General features: G+C 68.1%; 17 protein-coding genes, 7 tRNA genes and 1 pseudogene. 14 read left to right on the top strand and 11 right to left on the bottom strand.

The window, feature by feature from the left end:
• Positions 1-38: 38 nt before the first annotated feature.
• Genes NC4_RS20330 through NC4_RS20345 form a run of 4 tightly spaced genes read right to left on the bottom strand, consistent with a single transcriptional unit; the run spans position 39 to position 3,212 of the window.
• Positions 39-485, bottom strand: a complete 447-nt coding sequence (locus NC4_RS20330) for a 3-hydroxyacyl-ACP dehydratase FabZ family protein (RefSeq protein WP_067540741.1) — start codon at positions 483-485, stop codon at positions 39-41.
• Positions 482-838, bottom strand: coding sequence for a 3-hydroxyacyl-ACP dehydratase FabZ family protein (locus tag NC4_RS20335; protein ID WP_067540744.1), 357 nt, complete (start codon positions 836-838; stop codon positions 482-484). Before NC4_RS20335 ends, NC4_RS20330 begins: the two co-directional genes overlap by 4 nt.
• Complete coding sequence (gene fabG, locus NC4_RS20340) at positions 835-1,572, bottom strand: 3-oxoacyl-ACP reductase FabG (RefSeq protein ID WP_067540747.1); 738 nt, start codon at positions 1,570-1,572, stop codon at positions 835-837. Before fabG ends, NC4_RS20335 begins: the two co-directional genes overlap by 4 nt.
• Positions 1,569-3,212: an FAD-dependent monooxygenase gene (locus NC4_RS20345; protein WP_067540750.1), complete on the bottom strand. Its 1,644-nt coding sequence runs from the start codon at positions 3,210-3,212 to the stop codon at positions 1,569-1,571. Before NC4_RS20345 ends, fabG begins: the two co-directional genes overlap by 4 nt.
• A 240-nt stretch (positions 3,213-3,452) precedes the next feature.
• Here NC4_RS20345 and NC4_RS20350 point away from each other — a divergent pair, with 240 nt between their 5' ends.
• From NC4_RS20350 to NC4_RS20360, 3 genes are all read left to right on the top strand, one after another.
• On the top strand, positions 3,453-4,166 hold the full coding sequence (locus NC4_RS20350; protein WP_169814839.1) for a class I SAM-dependent methyltransferase: 714 nt from the start codon (positions 3,453-3,455) through the stop codon (positions 4,164-4,166).
• Between the two features lie 31 nt (positions 4,167-4,197).
• Positions 4,198-7,449 (top strand): ferritin-like domain-containing protein, encoded by a 3,252-nt coding sequence (locus tag NC4_RS20355; protein WP_067540756.1) that lies wholly within the window; start codon positions 4,198-4,200, stop codon positions 7,447-7,449.
• Between the two features lie 69 nt (positions 7,450-7,518).
• A complete protein-coding gene (locus tag NC4_RS20360; RefSeq protein WP_067540759.1) occupies positions 7,519-12,114 on the top strand; it encodes a non-ribosomal peptide synthetase in 4,596 nt (1,531 codons plus the stop codon).
• 289 nt (positions 12,115-12,403) lie between these two features.
• On the opposite strand, the pseudogene NC4_RS20365 reads toward NC4_RS20360, so the two are convergent.
• Positions 12,404-12,847 (bottom strand): annotated as a pseudogene (locus NC4_RS20365) (TIGR03618 family F420-dependent PPOX class oxidoreductase).
• 259 nt (positions 12,848-13,106) lie between these two features.
• A tRNA-Val gene (locus NC4_RS20370) sits at positions 13,107-13,181 on the bottom strand.
• Between the two features lie 392 nt (positions 13,182-13,573).
• Between NC4_RS20370 and NC4_RS20375 the strand changes: the two genes are divergently transcribed.
• From NC4_RS20375 to NC4_RS20415, 11 genes are all read left to right on the top strand, one after another.
• Positions 13,574-13,646 (top strand) — tRNA-Gly (locus NC4_RS20375).
• 23 nt (positions 13,647-13,669) lie between these two features.
• Positions 13,670-13,740, top strand: a tRNA-Cys gene (locus NC4_RS20380).
• Between the two features lie 24 nt (positions 13,741-13,764).
• Positions 13,765-13,839: transfer RNA gene (locus NC4_RS20385), tRNA-Val, on the top strand.
• A gap of 276 nt (positions 13,840-14,115) precedes the next feature.
• Positions 14,116-14,397 carry a hypothetical protein gene (locus NC4_RS20390; protein ID WP_067540762.1) on the top strand — a complete coding sequence of 94 codons (282 nt, stop codon included), beginning with the start codon at positions 14,116-14,118 and terminating at the stop codon, positions 14,395-14,397.
• 205 nt (positions 14,398-14,602) lie between these two features.
• A complete protein-coding gene (locus tag NC4_RS40360; protein ID WP_157554955.1) occupies positions 14,603-15,259 on the top strand; it encodes a hypothetical protein in 657 nt (218 codons plus the stop codon).
• Positions 15,260-15,475: 216 nt separating this feature from the next.
• A complete protein-coding gene (locus NC4_RS20395) occupies positions 15,476-16,312 on the top strand; it encodes an alpha/beta fold hydrolase (RefSeq protein WP_067541053.1) in 837 nt (278 codons plus the stop codon).
• A 19-nt stretch (positions 16,313-16,331) separates the two neighbouring features.
• Positions 16,332-17,165, top strand: a complete 834-nt coding sequence (locus tag NC4_RS20400; protein ID WP_067540765.1) for an alpha/beta hydrolase — start codon at positions 16,332-16,334, stop codon at positions 17,163-17,165.
• 52 nt (positions 17,166-17,217) lie between these two features.
• Complete coding sequence (locus NC4_RS20405) at positions 17,218-18,018, top strand: alpha/beta fold hydrolase (protein ID WP_067540768.1); 801 nt, start codon at positions 17,218-17,220, stop codon at positions 18,016-18,018.
• Between the two features lie 104 nt (positions 18,019-18,122).
• Positions 18,123-18,908, top strand: a complete 786-nt coding sequence (locus NC4_RS20410; RefSeq protein WP_084529462.1) for an AraC-like ligand-binding domain-containing protein — start codon at positions 18,123-18,125, stop codon at positions 18,906-18,908.
• Positions 18,844-19,092, top strand: coding sequence for a helix-turn-helix domain-containing protein (locus NC4_RS44745; protein WP_169814840.1), 249 nt, complete (start codon positions 18,844-18,846; stop codon positions 19,090-19,092). The genes NC4_RS20410 and NC4_RS44745 overlap by 65 nt, the downstream gene beginning before the upstream one ends.
• A 118-nt stretch (positions 19,093-19,210) precedes the next feature.
• Positions 19,211-21,946: a helix-turn-helix transcriptional regulator gene (locus NC4_RS20415; RefSeq protein ID WP_067540770.1), complete on the top strand. Its 2,736-nt coding sequence runs from the start codon at positions 19,211-19,213 to the stop codon at positions 21,944-21,946.
• 99 nt (positions 21,947-22,045) lie between these two features.
• On the opposite strand, the gene NC4_RS20420 is transcribed toward NC4_RS20415, so the two are convergent.
• The 5 genes from NC4_RS20420 to NC4_RS40365 form a co-directional block, all read right to left on the bottom strand.
• Entirely contained in the window at positions 22,046-22,720 is a 675-nt protein-coding gene (locus NC4_RS20420; RefSeq protein WP_067540773.1) for a hypothetical protein, read from the bottom strand.
• A gap of 117 nt (positions 22,721-22,837) precedes the next feature.
• Positions 22,838-23,239 (bottom strand): hypothetical protein, encoded by a 402-nt coding sequence (locus tag NC4_RS20425; RefSeq protein WP_067540776.1) that lies wholly within the window; start codon positions 23,237-23,239, stop codon positions 22,838-22,840.
• A 63-nt stretch (positions 23,240-23,302) separates the two neighbouring features.
• Positions 23,303-23,380, bottom strand: a tRNA-His gene (locus tag NC4_RS20430).
• A 2-nt stretch (positions 23,381-23,382) separates the two neighbouring features.
• Positions 23,383-23,455 (bottom strand) — tRNA-Ile (locus NC4_RS20435).
• Between the two features lie 16 nt (positions 23,456-23,471).
• Positions 23,472-23,555, bottom strand: a tRNA-OTHER gene (locus NC4_RS40365).
• Positions 23,556-23,597: the final 42 nt, after the last annotated feature.

The following is a 23,597-nucleotide window of genomic DNA, read 5'->3' on the forward strand; positions in this document are numbered from 1 at the left end:
TTTGTCGATACGAGTCGTGGGGGCCGTCGGGGGCGCGGCTAGCCGGGCGCGCCGAGGAGCGACTCGGCGACGACGATCGGTTCGCCGTCACACGTGGTGCGGCCGGTCATGAAGGCGACTCCGCCGATCTGTTTCTCGATGGCGATGCGGTGGCACAGGACCTGTCCCGGGTGCGCGGCGCCGAGAAACCGCACCCGCTCGGCCTTCCCGAACAAGAAGGTGGCGTCGGCGGCTTCGGCCACATCGATCCGGCGCAGCGAAACCCACAGCGCCGCGCAGGTTTGCAGCATGGATTCCAGGATCAGGCCGGGCGGGTAGGCGGTGCCGCCGGTCGATTCGCAGCGGCCGTACCAGGGTTCGGCCGTCATGATGGTCTTGCGCCCCGTCGCCGTTCGCTCGGCGAGGTCCACGTCGACCTGGTCGACCAGCAGTATGGGCGGCCGGTGCGGCAGGACGCACTGTAAAGCCTTACCGGACAGGATCATGCCGGATCACCCGACAGGTGCAGCGTGAATGCCTTGGTCCCGTCGTGCTTGCGCCCCAGGAACCGGGTGTCGGCGCCGGACGACGTGCCCCGAACAGTGATTTCGTCCCCGGGCCGAACCGGGGCGAAGAAGCGCACCGAGTGCAGGGTGAAGCGGTCGGCCGCGACGCCGCACAAGACAGGAATCATCTTGAGGCACAAGTCGATCAGGAAAACACCCGGATACACCGGATCGCCGGGAAAGTGGCCGGACAGATACGGTTCGTCGGCAGCGATGCGTTTCACCAGCACCGCCTCATCGCCCTCGCGGCGCAGCGAGTCCGGGGCGCTGGTGCACGAGGCGTAGGTGTTCACAGCTGGGTACCACCGTCCACGACGATGGTCTGCCCGGTGATGTACCCGGCCCCCGCGGAATGCAGGAAGGCGACGACGCTGGCGACATCGCCGGGAACGCCCAACCGGCGCAATGAGATCGACGAGGCCAAGCGCTTGCGCTGGGTTTCGCCGAGTCCGGCGGTCATATCGGTGTCGATGAAGCCCGGCGCGACCGAATTGACCCGCACCCCCGATCGGCCCACCTCCTTGGCCAGGGACCGGGTGAACCCGTCCAGACCGGCCTTGGTGGCGGCGTAGTTGACCTGCCCCGGATTCCCGTGCAGGCCGGAGATGCTGGAGATGTTGGTGACGACGCCGAATCCGTTCCGCATGGCCGGATACACGAATTGTTTTGTCACGTTGTATGTTCCGGTCAGATTTGTGTCCACGACGTCGTCCCATTTCTCGTCGGTCATGAGAGCGAGCGGTCCGTCCCGTGTCACGCCCGCGCAGTTGACGAGATCGGTGACCACGCCCGCCGTCCGGGCAATGCGCGCGAATGTCTCGGCGACCTGCGCCCGATCGGTCGTATCGCACACCACGAGGGAATTACCCGGATCGGCGGCGCGCAGGCGGTCCTCGACGGCCATCGACGAATCCGAGTGCCGGGCATGCAGTCCCACCGTCAGATAACCGGCCTGGGCCAGCTCGCAGATGATCGCCGCGCCGATTCCCCGGGAGGCGCCGGAGACGACCGCGACCCGCCGGGTCATGCCGCCGCCACGGGAACCAGCACCCAGTCGAGATGCCGTAGCACGGAATCGATCTCACCGGCGTCGGCGGGATTCGCCACGGCCGCGATATGACCGTCCGGGCGCACCAGCACCAGCTTCGGGCCGTTGACGCGATACGCCGCATAGGCTGCGGTCTCCCACCGCGGCAGCACATGGGAGGTGACCGCGGACGCGTACCGGGTGGCGAGCAGATCGGCCAGTTCCCCGGCCCGTGCGCAGTCGTCCACATCGAAAAACAGTGCGTGGTAGCCGGTTCCGTGCGTCAGGTCGAGCACGCTGCGCGCGCGGTCCGGATTGTCGGCCAGCGGCGCGTAGGGTGCGCGATCACCCGGCTGCGGGCCCCGCCCGCCCGCGGTCGCAATGGCGGGACTGTCCCGGTAGGAGATCCACAATTGGGAGAACAGCTGGAAGAACAGTCGCCGCACCGGCGCGAGCCGACTCACGATGCCGAGGAGCCTCGTGGCGACATGGGCGCGCATCCACACGGCCACGGGATCGGTGGCGGTCTCGAGTTTGAACCCGATATCGGTGCGCGCGAGCACGGTCGCCGCGATCGGGCGGCGTTCGGCCTCATAGGTATCCAGCAGCCACGACGGCGCCTGCCCGGCGGCCACCTGCGCCAGCTTCCACGCCAGGTTGATGGCGTCGCCGACACCGAGATTGAGTCCCTGTCCGCCCGCCGGATTGTGAATGTGCGCGGCATCGCCGATGAGAAAGACATTCCCGGCGCGGAAGCGCTCCGCGATCCGGCTGTGGAAGCGGAACATGGAGGCCCACACGATCTCTCGCAGCCGCGCGTCCACCCGGAAGTACTCGTCGAACCAGCGCTGCAGATCCGCGTGATCGAGCGCCGCGTACGCCTCGTGGGTCGGCCCGTCGCCGGTGTCCGGGGCCCGGTGCAGATTCGGCGGCACCACGCCGAACAGGCGGCAGCGGCCGCTGGCCAGCGGGAGCAGCCCGACGAATCCACCGGGCGTGAGATTGAGCCGCATCCCCTCGATACCGAGGTCGACATCGAGGGTGACATCGGCGAGCATGCCGCTCTGCGTGTAGGTTTCGCCGTCGAAGTCCAAGCCGAGCAGCCGCCGCACGGTGCTGCTCGCGCCGTCCGCGCCGACGACCCAGCGCGCGGTCACCTCCGTGGTGACTTCGCCGCGCCGCGCGAGCACCCGCATACCGTCGCCGGTCTCCATGAGATCCTCGACGGCACAACCCCATTCGACGTCGACCTGATGCGCGGCGAGCGCGGCCACCAGCAGTCGTTCGGTCTCGGACTGCTCCAGCGCCAGCGCGTAGGGGAAACGCGTCCGATCGGCGGCGCCCGCGCCCGCAAGTGGCATCTCCCCCACGTGGCGGCCCGTTTCGTGCAGCGCCACATGGGTGATGGGCAATCCCCGCTCGACGGCCTGCTCCGCGACGCCGAGCCGATCGAGCAGTTCCAAGGTCCGCGCGTGCACGATGGCGGCGCGCGCCTGCTCTACCGGCCCGTCCTTCGGATCCAGGACGCGCACTCGAACCCCGTACTGCGCCAGTGACAATGCGACGCACAGGCCGCTCGGGCCCGCTCCGGCGACGAGCACATCGCAATCGTGATCGGCGTGCATGGCTTCCCCGTTCATTCGGTGAACCGCGTGAATTCGGTGCTCATGCGGCGAGTATTCCGAAGGGGCCGGGCGCACCACATCATGTGTTCGAGGGCTCGGACACCACGTCGGTGCGTAGTTTCGAATTCCGGTCGGCGCCCGCCGCGGGGCCGCATCCCGCATTCTTCGTCGGTCACCCCGCGTGAGTGCGCGGTTTCGCGCTCCGGGCAGCTCCGGGCCCTGACGGCGCCGCGACGACGGACGTACGTTCGCGATATGACCACTCGAGCCGGTACGTCAGTGCCAGAATCCGAACCCTATTTCGACGACCTCGCCGAACTCTACGAGCGATTCACCCAGGTTCGCGATGCGGTCACCAGCCCGATTCGGCAATGGCTCGTCGAGCACTTGCCACCGGGCAGCCGGGCGCTGGACGCGGGCTGCGGCAGCGGCAACAACTGTGTGCTGCTGACCGAACGCTACGACGAGGTCGTCGGCGTGGACATCGCCCAGCGCATGCTCGATCTCGCGGCGGCCAAACCCAGCCGGGTTCCGGTACGCTACGACTGCCGCAGCGCCCTCACGCTCGACCCGGCCGAGGACGGCGACTTCGACCTGGTCATGTCGGTGAACGCGGTATTCCACATGGGCCCCGCCGAGACGGTGCTGACGCGGCTGCGCGATCTGGTCGCGCCCGGGGGACGGCTGATCGTCGTCGACGTCACACGCCCGGACGGCGCTCCGGCGAGACTGCCGAGCTCGTACGCGTTCGATACCGCCCGCATCATCTACGAGGCCACCGGCGATATCGAGGCCGCCGCCGACTCCATGCGCATGATGCTGCATCCGCGCTGGCGGGAAATGAGCTCGAAATGCCTGCCGCTCACCGATTCCGAATTCGCCCGCGAATACGCGGCGGCCTTGCCGGGCGTGCGTATCACTCCGAATCTGATTCCGACCATGAGCGGCGCGGTATGGGACGCGCCGTGAGCCGTCGAATTCCGGCGCGAAAGGAGGGCGCATGAGCGTCCTCGAGACACCGCGGGTGCATTTCTCCGGCGTCGCGGTGACACGGCTGCCGACCGGGCCGCGCTCGGGATTGCTGGATCTGGCCACCAATCGCGCGCTGACCGATGACGGACCCTTTCCCTTGGATCGGCCGAGCGGTGAATACGCCGAATTCCTGCGGCGGCGGGGCGAACGCTTCGATCCGTCCGGTGAGATCTCCCCGGACGGCATGTTCGGGACCACCACGGGCTGGAACTTCGGCGGCAACGGTCACTTCTGGATCGACGCGTCGGTGACCGGCTGCGAACGGGCGGCGGGGCTGGTGGACACCTCGGACGCGCTGGTGGGGCGGCAGATCGACTTCTGGGGGCACTACTGCGAGTACACCGCGGGCACGGCCAATCGGTCCCGGGTCTTCGATGTGGATCCGGCCTCGAATTGGACCACCACGGTCATGGTCGGCCAGCTGGCGCTCGGTCGGCACGGGCGCTCGCACGAGGTCGGCTATCTGGTGACGGGCGATGTGGAGGGCTGCTGCCCGCCGCGCTGGCAGGATTTCGCCCATATTCGCGATGTCGGCGATCATCCTCTCGCACACTGGTTCCGGCGTTCGGTGGTGTATCAGTTCACGGTGCGCGGGGACGAGGACCTGCACTGGCTGGCGGGCGCGGGCGAGTCCCCGACCCTGGCCGCGCTGCGGGGGCTGGTGGACTCGGGCGGGGCCGACGGGCTGGTGGTGCAGTTCGCGCTCACCAATATGGCCACGCCGACCGCCAATGACGAGCCCGACCGCTGGGATGTGCGCGGCACGGTCGGGCCGTGGCGGGCACACGAATTGCGGACCTATCCCGCGGGCCGGTTGCTTACCGCGCCGCAGGGGCGTACCGGCGGCGCGGCGAACCCGTTGCACACCCTGAGCGTGCGGGTCGGCGATACCGAGGTGACGGCGAACCTCATTACCGCAGTGCGCGCCGAACATCGTGCCGCACAACGCGGTCCCGGTCCCACCCATCGACTCGACCCGGCCGCCGATCTCGGTGATCTCGAATTGCGCACGGCGAACGGCACACTCGTCGCCGTCATACCCGGCAGCGCCTATGAGGGGTGTGCGCTGGACCAGACCTCCGGCATCGTCACCGTGCCCCGCCTGGACGACGGACGCGGGAATCCCGGTGCCGCGCTGCACATCAGCGCCGGAGGGCGGGTGCTGCTGGAGGAGATCGAGACGGTCGTGCAGTCCGACGAGGCGTGTCTGTTCCTGGAACATCCCAACAGCCGCACCGGAGAGGACTTCGCGGCCGAGATTCCCGTGCGCTGCTATGTGCGCGGCGAACCCGCACGCGTCCGCGAGATTCGCGTCCGGCAGTTCTTCAACCCGCGCGCCCTGCCGCTCGATCCGGCCGCGCAGAATCCGGCCGCCCGGCCGGAAGACATTGCCGTGCTGGCATTCCGGGGTTCCGGGGATGCCGAGTACGCTGCCGAGTGCACCGTCGGCACGGATGAGCGGGGGCGGGGCGTGGTCGCGGTGAAAGGCCTGCGCGGCGGGGCCGCCCGCGTGCTGTTGCAACCCGGCGGCGCGCCGCCCCCGCACGCCTCCACGGCCGCCGCGGCGTACGACAATGACGATGAACTCGGATACTGGTCCGCCGCAGGCGGTCTCGCCGTGCGGGTGCTGCCGGACTGCTGGCGTCTCGACGAGCTGGCCGACGACGAGGTCACCTTCGATGTGCTCTACCGCGAGGTGTTCGCCTATTACGAACTCCTGTACTCGTTCATGCGCGCGGAGGTCTTCAGCCTCGCCGACGAGTTCAAGGTGCAGCCCTACGCCCGGCTGATCTGGCATGTCAGCGACGCCCGCCATCGTGACCGCACCTTCTACATGCCGTCGACACGCGACCTCGCCGCACCCCAGATCCGTTTGCTGCTGCGGTATCTCGAGTCCGATGAGGCGAAGCGGCAGACGCCGCCCGCGCTCACCGCGCGCCGCCGCGAGGCCGGGGTCATCACCACGCGGGAGGAGTTGCTGCGGGCGCTGTATCAGGCCCTGACCGTCGAACTGGCCGTCATGATCCAGTACCTGTACGCCGCGTATTCCCTACCGACCCAGGGCGCTGCCAAACAGTATGTGGCACAGGGTGAGTGGAATGCCGGGCAGCTGAATCTCGCGTGCGGTTCGGGCGCCGCGACGCTGACGAACGGCTGGCGCGGCGCGCTGCTCAACGTGGCCAGGGAGGAGATGATGCACTTCCTGGCGATCAACAACATCCTGATGGCCATGGGCAGGCCCTTCCATGTGCCGCGGCTCGATTTCGGCGCGCTCAACGGTCAGGTGTGCGTACCGCTCGAATTCTCCCTGGAGCCTTTCGGTCTCGCGGCCGTGCAGCGGTTCGCGGCGCTGGAACAACCGCACGATCTGCTGCCCGACCTCGCCGATGATCCCGGGGTGCCCGACGCTGCGCACGCGTACGGCTCGCTCAGTGAGCTCTACGCCGCCATTCGCGCGGGCATTCAGCGCGTGCCGGGAGCTCTGGTCGCCCGTAAGGGCCGCAGCGGCGGAACACATCACCTGTTCATGCGCGAATCGGTCAATGCCGTGCATCCGGACTATCAGCTGGCGGTCGACGATGTCGAGAGCGCGGTATTCGCCATCGATTTCGTCACCGAGCACGGGGAGGGCGGGAAGATCGCGTCGGTGCTGCCCGCGGAGGAGTCGCACTTCGACACCTTCCTGCGCATCTCCGACGCGCTGATCACCGAGCGTACGAAAGATCCTGCGGGGCGGCGTATCCCGTGGAATCCCGCCTACCCGGTGCTGCGCAATCCGACGCTGCGCGCCGGTGACGCGGCCAAGGATCTCGTCACGCACCCGCCCGCGCGGCTGGCCATGACCGTGTTCAACCGCTCCTATCAGCTGGCGATGCAGCTCATGGTGCAGCATTTCGGCTACTGCCCGGACAGCAATCTCCGGCGCTCACGGCTGATGAACTGGGCCCTGGATCTCATGGTCGCGGTGCTGCGTCCGGTGGGCGAACTCATCGTGACCCTGCCCTCGGGGCGACCCGGCCGCACGGCGGGGCCGTCGTTCGAGCTGGAGGGCGAACTGCTCTACATTCCGCGGCCCGACGTCGCCATGGAGTGCCTGGCGCGCGATGCCGAGCAGATCGCGGGCCTGGCCCGGCAGTGCACCGGGCTGACGCCCGCGGTGGCGGACCTGCTGGCATTTCTGGCCGGGCAGTTCCGGGCCGTGGGCACCGATATTTCCTGATCGGCGCGGCTATGTCCCGACCGGCGCGTCGGCGCTGTCGTTCCGGCGATACTTCGAGGAGTTCTCACAGTGGAAACTGTCTGTACCACACTGGATCTCACCCGCGCCCAGCTGGGCCAGTGGCTGGCGGTGCCGCCCGCCGACGGGTCGGCGGGCACCGTCGCGCTCTGTGTCGAGATCAAGGGCCTGGTCTACGCCCGGCTGCTGGAGCGCGCCTGCACGGACGAGTTCACGGCGGCCGGAACCGGTTTGATCCGATTCGGGGAGCGGGACGGCATCCCCTTCCAATGGCTGGCCGACACCATCGGATCACCGCTGCGTTCGGTGGATCTGACCGCCGATCCGGATCCCGTCGATGCCGCGCACCGCTGGATGCGCCGTGACCACACCGCGCCGCTGGCCATGATCGACAATCCGCTGACCTCGTTAGCGCTGCTGAAAGTCGGTGCCGAGCACTACTTCTGGTACATGCGCTCCCATCACGCGGTGCTCGACGGCGTCGGCGGGCTCGGTCTCGCGACACGGATCGCCGAACGCTATTCGGCGCTGGTCGCCGGTCGTGAGCCCGCGCCCTATCGCGGGCTGTCGGTCGGCGATCTGCTGGAGCTGGAGAACCGATATCGCGCCTCGGACCGCTTCCGCTCCGACCGCGACTACTGGTCCGGGCGCCTGGGCGAACTGCGGCGGCCGAGCAGCGCCGCCGCCGCGGAGTCCGGGCGGCCGGAGCTCCGCGCGCACGGGGCCCTGCCCGCCGAGCTGTGCACCCGCTTGGAAACCCTTGCCGCCGAAGCCCGCACGAGTATCGCCCGGCTGCTGGTGGCGGCGCTGTGCGCATTCGAGGCGGCCATGACGGGCGAGCGCGCGGGCGTCTTCTCCCTGGCCACCGCGCGGCGAACCACCGCGGCCCTGCGGTCCTCGGGAGGTATGCTCGCCAATCTCGTGCCCATCGGACTGGACTGCGGATTCCCACTGACCCGTGACGAGCTGATCCGTTCCGCCACCGCAGAAGTGACGACGGCGCTGCGGCACTCGCGCTACCGCTACGAGGACATTCGCCGCGATGCCGGTGCGGCACAGGGCGATCGGGATATCTTCGGTCCGACTGTCGATCTGATGTTTTTCGACACCACCCTCCGATTCGGCGAAACCCAAGGGACGGTGGAGATTCTCACCGCGGGACGCACCGAGGGCCTGCACATCGACATCTACCGCACCGGCCCGGACGCGCCGATCGCGGTGAATCTCATCGGAAATGCCGATCTCTACACCGAATCCGATATCCGGCGGCGACTGGATCGGCTCCTGCACTTCCTGACCGAATTCCTGACCCTGCCCGGCGGCACGCCACTCGGTCGTATCAACCTGCTCGGACCCGACGAACGCCGCCAGGTGCTGCGCCTGGGCACAGGCGACGCGCTCACCGACAGGAGACGGCCGAATGCTTGCACCGAAACCGATCCCGGCGCTGTCTCGGCGGCGACGCTGGCGGCCATGTTCACGGCGCGCACGGCGGCCTGCCCGGACGCCGTGGCGCTGCGCTACGCGGGGGAATCGCTCAGCTACGGGGAGTTCGCGCGCGAAGTGCATCGGCTCGCGCGATATCTGATCGCGCACGGGGTGGGGCCCGGGACCGTGGTCGGTGTCGCCATGACCCGCTCGATGGATCTGCTGACGGGCATGTACGCGGTCCTGATGGCCGGTGGCGCGTACCTTCCCGTGGACCCCGCTCTCCCGGCGGAGCGCATCGCGTACATGACCGAGACCGCGCGACCCGGGTGCGTCCTGACCACTGCCCGGGACCGCGTGCGCACCGAACTGCCCGCGGCGCTGCGCACGGTGGAGATCGATCGGCTCGCGCTGCGCGACTTCGCGGACTCCCCGATCGACGACACCGAGCGGATCGCGCCGCTACGCCCGGACGACCTCGCCTACGTCATCTTCACCTCGGGTTCGACCGGCAGGCCCAAGGGCGTCATGGTGACCCATGCGTCGATCACCGCCCAGCTGGGCTGGTTCCAGACCGAATATCCGGTCGAGCCCGCCGATGTCATGCTCCACAAGACCCCGATCACCTTCGACGTCTCGATCTGGGAACTGTTGTGGCCCATACTGTCCGGGGCCCGGCTGGTCATCGCGGAGCCGGACGGGCATGCCGATCCACTCTACCTGGCCGCGCTCATCGCCAGCGAGCGGGTGACCCTCGCGCACTTCGTCCCCGCGGTGCTGGGCGCCTTCCTGGCCGAAACCGATCCCGCGTCGTATCCGACTCTGCGCCAAGTGTTCTGCTCCGGCGAAGCACTGCCCCCGGACCTGGCGGCCCGCCTGCGCGACCGCGATATCGCCGTGCACAACCTGTACGGCCCCACCGAGGCGACGATCCACGTCACCTTCCATCCCGTCGGCGACGCCGATACCGAACTCGTGCCGATCGGTGCGCCGGTGGCGGACACCCGGGCCTTCGTACTGGACGCGTGGTTGCGGCCGGTGCCATCACGGGTCCCCGGCGAGCTGTACCTGTCCGGCATCCAGCTGGCCCGCGGCTACGCGGAACGGCCGGGGCTGACCGCGGATCGCTTCGTGGCCAACCCCTTCGACCACGATCAACGCATGTACCGGACCGGTGACCTGGTCCGCTGGGGAGCATCGGGAGCACTGGAATACCTGGGGCGCACGGATTTCCAGGTGAAGATCCACGGCGTGCGCATCGAACCCGGCGAGATCGAGGCGGTGCTGTCGGCGCACGCCGCGGTGGACCGGGCCGTGGTCATCGCGCACCGACCGGATCGAGATCGCGACGCCCAGCTGATCGGCTACGTGCTGCCCGGCGCGCGCGGCCTCGGCGGCGCACCGCTGCCGGACGCGCTGCGCGAGTACGCGGCGGATCGCCTGCCGCCGTATATGGTTCCGGCGCACATCGTGGAGCTGGACGAATGGCCCGTGACAGCGAACGGGAAACTGAATCGGGCGGCCCTCCCGGCCCCGGCGGCCGAACGCGTCGCCTATCGGACCCCGTCCGGTCCCGTGGAGGAGGCGCTGTGCGCGGTGTTCGCCGATGTGCTGGGGATCGATCGGGTCGGCGCGGACGACGATTTCTTCGCCCTGGGCGGCGACAGCATTCTGTCCACCCGGGTGGTGGCGCGAGCGCGCGCCCGCGGACTGGCTTTCACCCCGCGTGATGTGCTCGAGCAGCGGACGGCGGCGGCCCTGGCTCTGGTGACGTCCGAAGGCGGTGGCGCCGCGACCCTGCCGGAGATCACCGGCGGCGGTGTCGGCGAGATGGCGCTGGGACCGGTGGCGCGGTGGCTGATGGATCTGGGCGGGAGCATCGACCGCTTTCACCTCTCCGTGCTGGTGCGCCTGCCGCGCGGCATCGACCGCGCGGGCCTGACGGCGACCCTGCAAGCGGTGCTGGACCGGCACGACATGCTGCGAGCCCGCCTGTGCCGCAACGGAACCGAGGCGCGCCCGGACTGGCGGCTCATTGCCGCCCCGACCGGATCGGTGGCCGCGGACTCGCTGCTGCGCCGGGTACCGGTGGACGACGACGCGACGCCGCTCGGCGAGGTGTGGGAATCGGCTGTGGCCGAACTGAATCCGCATACGGGCGCGGTGCTGCGGGCGGTCTGGCTCGACGGCGGACCCGACCGGCCCGGCCGCTTGCTGCTTGTGGCGCACCACCTGGTGCTGGATGGGGTGTCGTCACGGATCGTCATCGAGGAACTGGCCTCGGCCTGGTCGCAGGTCGCGGCCGGAACCGCACCCACCCTGGACCCCGGGGGCACCTCCATGCGCACCTGGACGCACACCCTCGAAACCGAGGCGCGCTCCCCCGCCCGCATCGCCGAACTGCCCATGTGGCAATCCATGCTCGACGGCCCCGACCCCCTGCCCGGCCTGCGCCCCCTGGACCCCGCCGTCGATGTCACCTCCCGATCCTGCCGCGTCCACGCGGGCGTCGACCCCCAGGTGACGGCCGCCATCCTCGGCGAGGTCCCCGCCGCCCTGAACACCGAAATCGGCGAGGTACTCATGGCCACCCTGGGAGTGGCTGTCGCACAATGGCATCGCCGCCACAACCGGGAAATCCCGTCGGTCCTCCTGCGCCTCGTCGGCCACGGCCGCGAGGAACAGATCGCCGGAGCCGACCTGTCCCGCACGGTGGGCTGGTTCAACTCGATGTTCCCGATCCGCGTCGACCTGTCCGGCATCGACCTCACCGCCGCCGCCGCAGGAGGCCCGGAGCTGGCGACGGTCGTCGCCTCCGTCCGCCACCTCTTGCACGCGATCCCCGACAAAGGTCTCGGCTACGCCCTGCTCCGCTACCTGAACCCCGACACCGCCGCCCACCTACCCGCCGACATGCCCGGCCAGATCTGCTTCAACTACCTGGGCCAAATCCGCACCGGCACCGACACCTCCGCCCCCTGGACCCAAATCACCGATTCCTTCTACGAATCCATGCCCGACCCCGCCCTCACCGTAGCCGCCCCCCTGGACATCACCGCCATAGTCCTCGACGGCCACCTCGTCACCGAACTCCGCTTCCCCGACACCCTCCTGAACCCCACCGATATCCAAGACCTGGCCAATACCTGGACAACAGTCCTCTCAGCCACGGCCCGATCCCTCACCGCCACCGCCATGGAGGTTCCTCGGGCCGGGTAATGGCCGGTCGGTCGGAAGGAGTCACCAGCGTCCACCGGAGCGGCCGGGGAAGAATGCCGTTCCGGACGCGGGAACGCCTGCTCCCACAGTGGCGAGATTCCGTGGGTGAATGCCCACGACGAGGGAAGCCATGACCGACACCGCCGCGGCTGCCGCCCTGGAATGCGTCCAGGGCAATCTGCACAATGGCCGGTACCCCATGCTCGTCGAACGCGCCGCCCACCGGCCAGTCTCCGTCGACACCGTCCGGGACCGGCAGTCGACCCCGACGCCAAGGAGCGCTTGTGGATCAGGAGTTGCCGTACACGCGGTCCGGGACAACGAGTACGACGGTGCGGCGCTCGGCAGCCATGACCCTGTCCTACTCGTCCCAGTCCTCATGGGTGCCGCCAGCCGCGGTGAACACCTCGCGCAACAGGAGCCGCAGCCGTTCGGCGTCGATGCCGGGGGCCGGGTCGTCCGGCCCGGCGATCCACACCGAGCCCTCGACCGCAGCCCACTGCCAGCCGACCCGAGCGACAACGGTCATGCGGGGCCGGGCGCGCAAGTTCCTCAACTTGCGCGTACCGCCGACGAGCACAATCCCCACCACCTGCTCGCCCGTGTCCGGATGCTTCAGCACTCCGGCATTGACGAGAGACGACTGAATCGTGCCGTCCGCCCGCAGTGTCGAGACGACACAGAGTCCATGATCGCCCAGGATCAACCCGGCGAAGTCCGCAAGATCGGTCACATCCGGAGTCTACGCATCCAGGAACGCGCAAGGGGCGCAAGAGAACATCCGCCGGGCCCTCTTAACCTGTTGCGCGAAATCGCATACTGCGGAGCTACTTTCGACCACCCCATACGAGGGCCATCATGACGGTCGCCCTGAATCCGGGCTCTGCGACTGATCAATCCGACCAATCAAACTATGGAAAGAGCTGCTCACAGAAAGCGGAAAGGGGCTTACTCCGACCAGCGACCGAACGCTGATCGGAGTAAGCCCCTCATGGTGGTTCTAGCTGGGTTCGAACCAGCGACCCCTCGCGTGTGAGGCGAGTGCTCTCCCGCTGAGCTATAGAACCAGGCAGTTCGCCACCGAAGCGGCTGCTCTTCGCGGCGTTTTCCGCCGCTCCGAACGAGAAAGAACACTAACACACACCCCCAGCATCCCACCAAATCGCGTGCACAACGCCGCAAAACCAGCCCCCCACCAGCCCGTCCCCCACGACACGCCAAACGGTTCACACCCCTTCCCCTCGATCCACACCCCTTCCCCGCGACGCCAGCGGGTGTGAACCAACACGAGAGGGTGTGAACCGGCCGGCGAATCACCGGTTGTTCGGGGAGGCGTTGCGAACTACATGCTTGTAGTTCACTTTCACCCCCATCTACCAGGCGATTTGTTGTCTGTGCAGATAGTCGGCTAATGTTCTCTCTCGTCAGCGGGACAGCCGAAAGGCCCCCGGGACGAAATGCGGATGTAGCGCAGCTGGTAGCGCATCACCTTGCCAAGGTTAGGGTCGCGGGTTCGAATCCCGTCATCCGCTCGAGAGGCCAACACGGCCTGCTTGGCGGTGTGGCCGAGTGGTGAGGCAACGGCCTGCAAAGCCGTGCACACGGGTTCGATTCCCGTCGCCGCCTCTTCTTCACTGAAGAGACAAACCCGCGCGATTAGCTCAGCGGGAGAGCGCTTCCCTGACACGGAAGAGGTCACTGGTTCAATCCCAGTATCGCGCACCAGAGTTCGACCAGATCAGGCCCGGTTTCCACCGGGCCTTTCTACTGTCATGAACTCAACGTGAACTGACCGGTGTGAACTCAATCTGGACTGAGCCGCCGCTCACAGGTTCGCCCTTGGCACTCAGCACAGTCCACGCCTCACGCCGTGATCGCAGCTCGATTGCGGGTGACGGAAGTTTCAGCATCATTGCGATCCGCGGATATACATCCATTGCCCGATCGCTGCCGTCGTACAGTCCAGATGGACACACGATCGCAGTTGGGGATCGAGGTGCGATGATCGAACCGTCGGACGAGGCTCACGCCAAGGCGCACATCGCTGCGGCCAAGGAGCTGATTCTCGCCCTGCCGGACGGCAAAGAGTTCATCAATGCCGAAATCGAGAAGCTGATGAGCGACAACGCGTGGGCCGAGCTATCCGAGAAACGGCACATGGGAGGGGTCTACGGCGGGCTGCACCGCCGAGGAGACCTGCAAAAGGTAGACACTCAAGCGACTCCTGCACGATCGCACGGTGGGTTGACAACAGTGTGGCGACGCACCTGCCAGGGACCATAGATCGACCGAACGACATCACCCATTCTGGATTTGCCGGTTGTTGGACCAGAGCGAGCCCCCGATCTGAGTTTGTTGAACAAACTCAACAGTGGTTCTTCGATCCTCGTAGTTCAAGCCGGAAGATCTTCGATCCGATTGATCCACTGTCTTTGGGCGCCCAGGATTCGTGCCAGGCTGAACTAGCAAAGTCTCGAACGGATTTCAGATGAGCGAAGCATCTGACCCGAGCGCCTTCTTGATTGCGGAATTCAATGTCCTGCATGGTCGAATAGCGCTGCTAGAGACGGCTCGCCGACATCAAATCAGCGTATACATGGCGGCGGTGGGCGCAGTCACAGCACTGGTCGGCGGCACGTATGCTCGAGCGAGTGCCGACTGGCAGCACCTTGGCTCGGTGGCTGGAGCTGTGCTCACGCTCGCTGGACTGATACTCATACGACAGCATCTGGTTGTTGCAGTCCAGATCGTAGTGCTCTATCGGCGCGCCGGACGGATCCGATGTTGGTTCGACGACAACCACAAAGGGCTTCGGCGCTACTTGCCGTGGATCCCGGGGGACGATACCCCGCCGTTTCGAGACTCCGCGACGTATTCGACCTTTGCACCGAAGGATCCGATCATGACCTTCGGCACGGCAGTGTCGGCAGGTCTCTTCGCGTTCTCGCTATCCGACACACTGCGTGCGCCGCTCACATTGGCAGTCGCAGTATCCGCGGCGGTCCTCGCACTCACCTACCTCGCACTTGCTCTGGCGGCACGCAGGTGGACCGAGTCTCTAGAAGCCGTAACCAAGGAGCCTTACAACATCCACTTTCCATATAGCACTCGAATCGAGTTCCCCGACCACCGAGGACATCGGTGAGGACGAATGGAATCTGCCGCCGCGCTGGTTCAATCCCAGTATCGCGCACCAGAAATACCAGATCAGGCCCGGCTTATGCCGGGCCTATCTGCTGTCTTGGGCTCGATCGAGTTCAGTATCGTCCGGGACCGCGGGGGGCGAGGACTACGAGGATCACGTGGTTCGCGGGGGGCTTCGGTGCGGGATCTTCGAGATACCCCATTGGAGGAGGTATCGATGAATTACGTGGTTACCGAGGACGGGACTCGGATTTGGTACAAGGATTGGGGGCCTGCGGCGGGGGTGCCGGTGGTGCCGGTGGTGCTCAGTCATGGGTGGCCGTTGAATTCTGATGCTTGGGAGAGTCAGGCGCTTTATTTGGCTGAGCATGGGTGTCGGGTTGTTGCGCATGATCGGCGGGGGCATGGGAGGTCGAGTCAGAGCTGGGACGGGAACGAGATGGATACGTATGCGGATGATCTCGCCGTTGTGGTGGAAGCCCTCGATCTGACCGGGGTGACGCTGGTCGGGCATTCGACCGGGGGTGGGGAGGTTACCCGGTATATCGCTCGGCACGGTGCGGCGCGGGTGGCGAAGCTGGTGCTCGTTTCGGCGGTGCCGCCGTTCATGCTGCGGACCGAGGACAATCCGGAGGGGCTGCCGGTGGCGGTGTTCGATGCCATTCGGGCGGGTGAGCGGGCGTCGCGGTCGCAGTTGTATCGGGATCTGGCCGATGGGCCGTTCTTCGGGCACAACCGGCGCGGTGATGTTCCGCAGGGTATGCGGGATGCGTTCTGGTTGCAGGGGTTGGCGTCGGGGCATCGGAATGCTTATGAGTGCATTGCGGCGTTCTCGGCCACGGACTTCCGGGCGGATCTGGCCGCGATCACCGTTCCCACCTTGGTCATTCACGGGGACGACGATCAGATCGTGCCGTTCGAGGTGGGGGGTCAGCGTTCGGCCAAGCTCGTGGCGGGGGCCGAGTTGAAGGTTTATGCGGGGGCGGGTCATGCGCTGCCCGATACCGAGAAGCAGCGGCTGTCCGAGGACCTGCTCACTTTCATTCGCTCGTGATCGCAAGGGAGACATCGCAATGAACCCCTCCACTCGCAAACCGCCCATCGTGCTCGTGCACGGGCTGTGGATGACACCGTCGAGCTGGGACACCTGGGCGGGACGCTTCCGCGACCTCGGCCACGAGGTCATCGCCCCGGGCTGGCCGGGCATCGCCGGACGCACCCCCGCCGAGGTGCGACAGGATTCGAATGCCTTGGCGGGCATAGGAATCAAACAGATCGTCGATTCCTACGACGCCGTGATCCGCGCCTTGCCCGAGCAGCCCGTCATCATGGGTCACTCGTTCGGCGGCATCTTCATCCAGATGCTCCTCGACCGCGGGCTGGGCATCGCCGGGGTGGGAGTCGCCCCGGGCCAACCGGCGGGGGTGCTCGCCCTGCCGTTCTCGACGCTGCGCACCGGACTGCCGGTGCTGGCCAACCCATTCCGCAAGAACAAGGCGAATCAGTTGTCCAAGCGCCATTTCCACTACACCTTCGGCAATGATCTGTCCCGCGCCGACTCCGATCGGGAATGGGAGGCCAGCGCCATACCGTCCTACAACCGGGTCTTCTTCGAGGGCGTCCTGTCACTGCCGAGGCCGAAAACCGGTGTCACGCGCGTCGACTTCACCAAACCCGATCGCGCACCGCTGCTGCTGATCTCCGCCACCCGCGACCATGTCGCACCGCCCGCCATCCAGAAGGCCGCCTTGCGCAAGTACTCCCGGGGACCGGCGCTGGTCGAACGGGTCGAGTTCGCGGGCCGCACCTACCGCCTGGTCAGCCAGGACGGCTGGGAGGAGATCGCGGACTACGCGCTCGACTGGGCGCTACGTCATGTCGCGACCCGATTCCCGCAGACCCGGTAGCTGTTTCGCGCGCCACCACCACTCCCCTGATTCGACGAAAGAGTGACCACACATGTCCTCATCGCTTCTCCCGCGCCGCCTGCCGACCGTGCTGGCGGCCGCGTTCATCGCCGCGGCCCCGCTGGTCCCGGCCACCGCGACCGCCGCCCCGGCAGGTCCCACCATCGTGCTGGTGCACGGCGCGTTCGCCGACGCCACCAGCTGGGACGGCGTCGCCGCCGAACTGCGTGCGCGCGGCTATCACGTTGTCACCGTGGACAATCCGCTACGCGGACCGAGCAATGACGCACAGGCCGTGCAACGCGCGCTCGACGCCGTCGACGGCCCGGTGGTGCTCGTCGGCCACTCCTACGGCGGCGCGGTCATCACCAATACCCACGATTCGAAGGTGCGGGCCAATGTGTACATCGCCGCCTTCGCGCCCGCCCAGGGCGAATTCGTGCAGGGCCTGCTGAGTCCGATCCAGTTTCCGGGCAGCCGGATCCTGCCTCCCGCACTGCAATTGACGCCCGTCGGCGGCGGCCTCGACGGCTATATCGCCGAACCCTACTTCCACGAGATCTTCGCCCAGGATGTGAGCGCGGAGACCGCCGCCACCATGTTCGACCATCAGCGCTCGGCCTCCCTGGTGGCCAATCTCGAACCCAGTGGCGCGCCGTCCTGGGCCACCACTCCCAGCTGGTATCTGGTTTCCCGGGAGGACAATGTGATTCCCGCCGCGTCACAGCGCTTCATGGCCTCGCGGGCCGCTCCCGCCACCACGACCGAGATATCCGCCTCGCACGCCTCGCTGGTCTCCCAGCCGGTGCTCGTGGCCGACACCATCCAGACGGCCGTGACCGCGACCCGCTAGCACGTTCATTCGAACACATCTGGTGCGCCCTCGGCCCGATCCGGCGTCGGACTGTCAGAATTTTCTGACCATGTTCGAATCACACGCCGAGGGTCGGGGCCATCGTGACAATCGTCTTCGACACACGCGCACTGCCCGCCGCCGAGCGCGCGGACGCCATCTGCGATGCCATGCAAACCGCCTCGGTGCCATCGCATGTCGTGCACGAGGATCCCACCGGACCGGTGCACGGCGTCTTCGAGATGTGGGAGTTCGGCGCGGCCAGCATATTCCGCGCCGAGATGTCGGGAATCCTGTTGCGGCGCACACCCCGTCAGGTGCGCGCGTTCGAGGCTCCGATGCTCGCCGTCGCCGTCCAGCAGACCGGCGTCAGCCACTACACCCAGCTCGACGACCGGCGCACGGTACCGGTGGGCGAGCTGCACGTCATGGATCTGAACTCCCCCTACGACTTCCGCTGGCGCGGCATCGGCGCATCCACCTGCCTGTATGTGCCCTTGGATCGGCTGGATCTGCCGGGGCAGCTCATTCGCGATGCGGAGGTGACGGTCCGGGACAGCCCGCTCTATCGGCTCGTCGCCGAGCACATTGTCGCGATGACACAGGCCGCACCGGCGCTGAGCACCGGTCCCGCTGCCGCGCACACCGGCGCCGCGAGTGTGGAGCTGGTACGCGGACTGCTGCTTTCGGCAGGTCGTGACGATGCCGACGCCACCCTGCTGCCCGATGAGGTGCTGCTGTCGCAGGGTGCGCGCCCATGTGCGCCGCAATCTCGGCGATCCGGATCTCGATGCCGCAAGTATCGCTCGGGCACACGGTGTTTCGGTGCGCTACCTGTACAAGGTCTGCGCCGCCGCCGAGTACGGCCTTGCACAGTGGATCATCGGTGAACGGCTGGAACAGATCCGCGCGGAGTTGGCGCGCCCGGATGCCCGGCACCGGTCGATCGCCGCGATCGCGCTCCGGTGGAGATTCCGCAACCAATCGCACTTCACCCGCCGGTTCCGGCTGGCCTACGGCATCACACCGCGCGAGTGGCGTCGCATTGCGGCCGAGGACACTCCCGGACCATGACGGATCGACGATACCCGTGCACGCTCGGCGAAAACCCCGTGCACGCTCGGCACAGTAGCGACCTCGGCGCGGCGCTAGGCTCCACCCTCCGGGCTTGCGTGCGGGGAGGGAGTACACGGTGACCAGCGAAAACCCGCTCGTCGGCCGCAGTGCCGAACTGGAGGAGCTCGCCGCGCTGCTCGCGGCCGCCCGCAATGGACGCGGCGGGGCGCTGCGGCTGACGGGCGATCCCGGAATCGGCAAGACCACCCTCATCGATTCCGCGATGGCCCGCGCCACCGGCTTCCGGATCGTGCGCGTGGAGGGCTATCAGGTGGAGCGCGACCTGCCCTACGCCGGAGTGCAGCGTCTGCTCCTGCACATCGACACCGCCCTGCCGGAATTGCCCGAACGCGAACGCGCGGCCCTGCTGGTCGCCGCGGGCCACCGATCCGGTCTCGCTCCCGATCGCTTCCTGGTGGGCCGGGCGCTGCTGGGTCTGCTCGCCCTGACCGCCCGGGCCGCGCCGGTGCTGTGCGCGATCGACGATGCGCAGTGGATGGACCGGGAATCGCTGGACGCCTTGGGCTTCACGGCCCGCAGACTGCACGCCGACGCGGTGGTCATGATGTTCGCGGCGCGCGCCGACGCCGATGTGGATGTGCATCTCGGCGGCATCGCGGTCCGCGAGATTCCGGAGTTGGAGCGCGCGGCCGCCATCGAATTGCTCACCGCGCGACTGGGTGTCGCCTTCGATCCGCGCATTGCGGCGGGGATCGTGGACGCGGTCGGCGGAAATCCGCTGGCGCTGACCGATCTCGCCCACGACCGCGGGGCCAGGCGGCTGTCGGATTCGTCGTTCGCGCCGTCCCCGGTCGGCGCGGGTCGCCGACTGGAGGAGCTGTATCAGCGGCAAATGCGGGCATTGCCGGAGCCGACGCGGGAATGGCTCTTGGTGGCCGCCGCCGAATCCACCGGCGAACTGCGCCTCGTCGATGCCGCCGCCGCGGACCTGGAGATCCCCGAAAGCGCCGGGGAGGCAGCGGATTCGGCCGGGTTGGTGATCATCGACGGCGCGGTGCGATTCCGGCATCCGCTGGTGCGAGCCGCCGTGTACGGCGCCGCGCCCGCGGCCCGGCGGCGCCGGGTGCACGCGGCGCTGGCGCGGGCCGCCGCCGCCCGGGAACTCCATGATCTCGAAGCCTGGCATGCCGCCGAGGCCGCCGCCCGTCCCGACGATCGAGTCGCGGCGCGGCTCGCGGAGGCCGCCACCCGGGCGGGGCTGCGCGGCGGCTTGATCTCGCGGGCACGCCTGCTGAGCAAGGCGGCCGATCTCACCGTCGACCCGGCGGTCCGGCACGAACGGCTGCTCGCCGCAGCCGAATCCGCGGCCGAGGCGGGTGCGGGACATTTCGCCATGGATCTGCTCGACCGCATCGGCGACACGGCGGGCGCGCATCCGGTCCTCGCGGGGCGGCGGCTGCTGGTGCGGGCGTTGCTGGCGGCGTTCCTGCTCGATCCGGCGGTGGTCGACGCGCCCGCGCAGCTGGCGGCCGCCGCCGACCTGTTCCGCCGGTTCGACCCGCACCGGGAACAACTCGCGCTGCTGCGGGCCTTCGTGGCGGCGCTTCCGGCCGAAAGGCTCATGCGCGGAACGACACTCACCGAACTCGGTGAGCGCATGCGCGCCGCCGCCACCCACGGCGGGGTTTTCGGCACGGTCCTCGCGGGTCTGGCGGCCCTCGTTCTCGACCCGTACGCGGAGGCGATCGCGCCCATGCGGGCCGCTGTCGACGCCATAGCCGAGCTCGACGATCCCGCCCTGCTGCTGTTCGGCTCCGCCGGTATCGCGCTGACCACCGCATTGTGGGACGAGCGGGCCCGCGATCGGCACCTCGATCGGAGTGAGCGCATCGCGGTGGCCAGCGGCGCCCTGCGGGCGGTCGACCAGTATCTCTGGATCCGGTCGCTGACCGACCTCGATCGCGGCGATGTGGTGGCGGCGGGACGGGCCGTCGAGCGGCTGCGGGAAACCCGCCGGGCCATAGGCTATCCGGCCGAGCACGTCATCAACAGCTCCTACCTGGCGTGGACGGGAGAGCCGTACGCGCTGGTCGAGCAGATCGCCGGGGCGGCTCTCGCGATCGGATTCGCCGGGGTGCACACCGCCGCCCTGCACGCGCTCGCCGTGCGGGATCTGGCCGCGGGCCGGTACGACGCGGCCTACGGCATGCTGATCGAGGCGCACGAGTTCGCCATCCTCCAGGTGCGGCCGCGGTATCTGCCGGAGTTGGTGGAGGCCGCCGTGCGCAGCGGGCAGCGAGCCGAGGCCGAGCGCGCCGCCGCCGAGTTGGCCGGGATCGCCGCCGCCAATCAGGCGCCCTGGGCGCGCGGGATCAGTGCACGCTGTCTGGCGCTGATCGACGAGACCGCCGCCGCCGAAACCCATTTCCGCGCGGCGCTCGACCTGCTCGCGACCACGGATACGCCCGGCGACCTCGACCGCACCCACCTGCTCTACGGCGAATGGCTGCGCCGCCGACGCCGCCGCAACGACGCCGGAATCCATTTGCGCCGTGCCCGTGACGGATTCGTGCGCGCGGGCGTGAGCGCCTTCGCGGAACGCGCACAGCGGGAACTCGCCGCCCTCGGCGAGCAACCGGACGCCCCGGACATCCCGGCCGTCCACGCCCACCTGACCGTGCAGGAATCCCAGGTCGCGGGACTGGCCGCGGCGGGCGAGACCAATGCCGAAATCGCCGCCACCTTGTTCATCAGCCCCAATACCGTCGACTATCACCTGCGCAAGGTGTTCCGGAAGCTGGGCATCTCGTCACGCCGCCAACTGCGCGAGCATCTGCCATCTCGTGGCTGACCTCCGCGGTGCCGATCACGCGCCATCACCGCGAACAGCGCCGACCGCACCGCGGCCACACTGTCCAGCGCGGGCGCGCCGGGCCTCGCGTGGGCGGCTCTAGCGTAGAGCTGTCAGCGATCTCGGCGCGGCGGTGGAGGTGTCGTCGCGCTGGGTCGAGTGCAGGGTCATGGCCTGGGGCAGGACGCAGTGGCCCGGGTCGTCGGTCAGGCGCACCAAGGGGGGCGGAGCGGTGGGGAGCGTTAGGTGGGATTGGTTGGGGTCTCGGGGACTGGGTGGGCGGAGGCGGGCGGTGCGGCCGCTGGGTTCGGGGGGTGGGTCGGGGCGGTCGGCGGGGAATCGCATGGCCGCCGTGCGGCGGAGGGGCGCGCCGACGCGCATGACCGTTTGGCGTTCGGCGCGGAAGAGGAGGCCGCCATTGCCCCATTCGAAGGCGAGAATCGCACCGGTGAGGGCGACTTCCAGGGGTTGGAAGGTGCCGCCTATGGGATAGCCGAGGGGGTCGGAGACGGCGTGGAAGCCGCAGGTGCAGTTGGGGTCGGGCGGTTTGTGGGCGAAGCGGAGCAGACATTGGGCCACGGCGTCGGCGGGGTAGGGGTCGCCGCCGGTGACAGGGCGGAAGAGGTCGCCGACCGGTCGGGCGACCTTGTAGGCCCAGATCAGCCAGGCGCCGTCGTCGGTCCGGGTCAGCGATGGTTCGACGACCTCGGGTACCGCCGGGCGTTCGGTCGTCCCGGTGGTGAAAGACGCTATAAGTCTTCCGCCTTCACACATGGTGCATTCCCCCGCTCCTTGGTGGCCTCTCCGAGCGTACGCCCGTGTGCGAGACTCGCCGAGCGCTCGACAAGCCCTCTGAACACATTCGGCGGGTGCGGCGGTGGGTGTGAAAACTCAGTTCGCGGAGGCTGTTTCGTGCACCGAGCGCCAGCGCAGGCCGTTGCGGTCCTGCGGGTCGGCCAGCAACAGCGCGGTTGTGAGGCGGCTGCGGGCGCCGCCGCGGTGCCGATGCACCTCCTCGAATCGCACGACGACCGCGTCGGCGGAGCGGTGCAGGATCTCGATCTCCCGAATATCGATGCCCAGACCCGGGCTGGTATTGCCCGCGCCGCGCAACCCGTCGGTGAGGGCCACGCGCGCCACAACCGATCCGGTTTGGGTAACCATGGAGAACTCCGGATGCTGCTGGCCCAGAAACCGTTCGAGCGCCTCGGCGGCATCGGGCGTGCCGAGCCAGAGAGCCAGGTCGTCGTGCAGTGCATGGACCTCGGCGACAACGTCGCTATCGATGCTCATACGCGAAACCTTATGTGCTCGCCTGTGCGCCCCGCGTCGTCATGAGAACTCGATCGAGCGTTTTGGGGCGATCGGCGGGACTCGAACCCAGCTTTCTCCGGGATCACAACCCGGTGCCTCGACCACTTCGGCCTCGACCGCCGTGCCCTCAGGAAGAATCGAACTTCCGGCCCCCGACTTATCAGGTCGGTGCTCTAACCACTGAGCTACGAAGGCGTGCCCCCGGTGGGGGCGGAAGGTGGAGGAGTCGAACCCCAACGCCGAAACGTCCCTCCGGTTTTCAAGACCGGCTGGCCTCCTCAGGCCGGAACCTTCCATTTCCGCTGGTCCAGGGGACCGGCGTAGGACAACAGTCGCA

Origin of the sequence: Nocardia crassostreae, assembly GCF_001613405.1 — a bacterium.
GTDB lineage: Bacteria > Actinomycetota > Actinomycetes > Mycobacteriales > Mycobacteriaceae > Nocardia > Nocardia crassostreae.

Excerpts from the sequence above, each read along its gene's own strand:
- NC4_RS20390 (WP_067540762.1), top strand. The coding sequence starts at position 14,116 with ATGATCGAACCGTCGGACGAGGCTCACGCCAAGGCGCACATCGCTGCG.
- NC4_RS20405 (WP_067540768.1), top strand. The coding sequence starts at position 17,218 with ATGTCCTCATCGCTTCTCCCGCGCCGCCTGCCGACCGTGCTGGCGGCC.
- fabG (WP_067540747.1), bottom strand. The coding sequence starts at position 1,572 with ATGACCCGGCGGGTCGCGGTCGTCTCCGGCGCCTCCCGGGGAATCGGC.
- NC4_RS20345 (WP_067540750.1), bottom strand. The coding sequence starts at position 3,212 with ATGAACGGGGAAGCCATGCACGCCGATCACGATTGCGATGTGCTCGTC.
- NC4_RS20420 (WP_067540773.1), bottom strand. The coding sequence starts at position 22,720 with ATGTGTGAAGGCGGAAGACTTATAGCGTCTTTCACCACCGGGACGACC.
- NC4_RS20425 (WP_067540776.1), bottom strand. The coding sequence starts at position 23,239 with ATGAGCATCGATAGCGACGTTGTCGCCGAGGTCCATGCACTGCACGAC.
- NC4_RS20330 (WP_067540741.1), bottom strand. The coding sequence starts at position 485 with ATGATCCTGTCCGGTAAGGCTTTACAGTGCGTCCTGCCGCACCGGCCG.
- NC4_RS20350 (WP_169814839.1), top strand. The coding sequence starts at position 3,453 with ATGACCACTCGAGCCGGTACGTCAGTGCCAGAATCCGAACCCTATTTC.
- NC4_RS20355 (WP_067540756.1), top strand. The coding sequence starts at position 4,198 with ATGAGCGTCCTCGAGACACCGCGGGTGCATTTCTCCGGCGTCGCGGTG.
- NC4_RS40360 (WP_157554955.1), top strand. The coding sequence starts at position 14,603 with ATGAGCGAAGCATCTGACCCGAGCGCCTTCTTGATTGCGGAATTCAAT.
- NC4_RS20395 (WP_067541053.1), top strand. The coding sequence starts at position 15,476 with ATGAATTACGTGGTTACCGAGGACGGGACTCGGATTTGGTACAAGGAT.
- NC4_RS20400 (WP_067540765.1), top strand. The coding sequence starts at position 16,332 with ATGAACCCCTCCACTCGCAAACCGCCCATCGTGCTCGTGCACGGGCTG.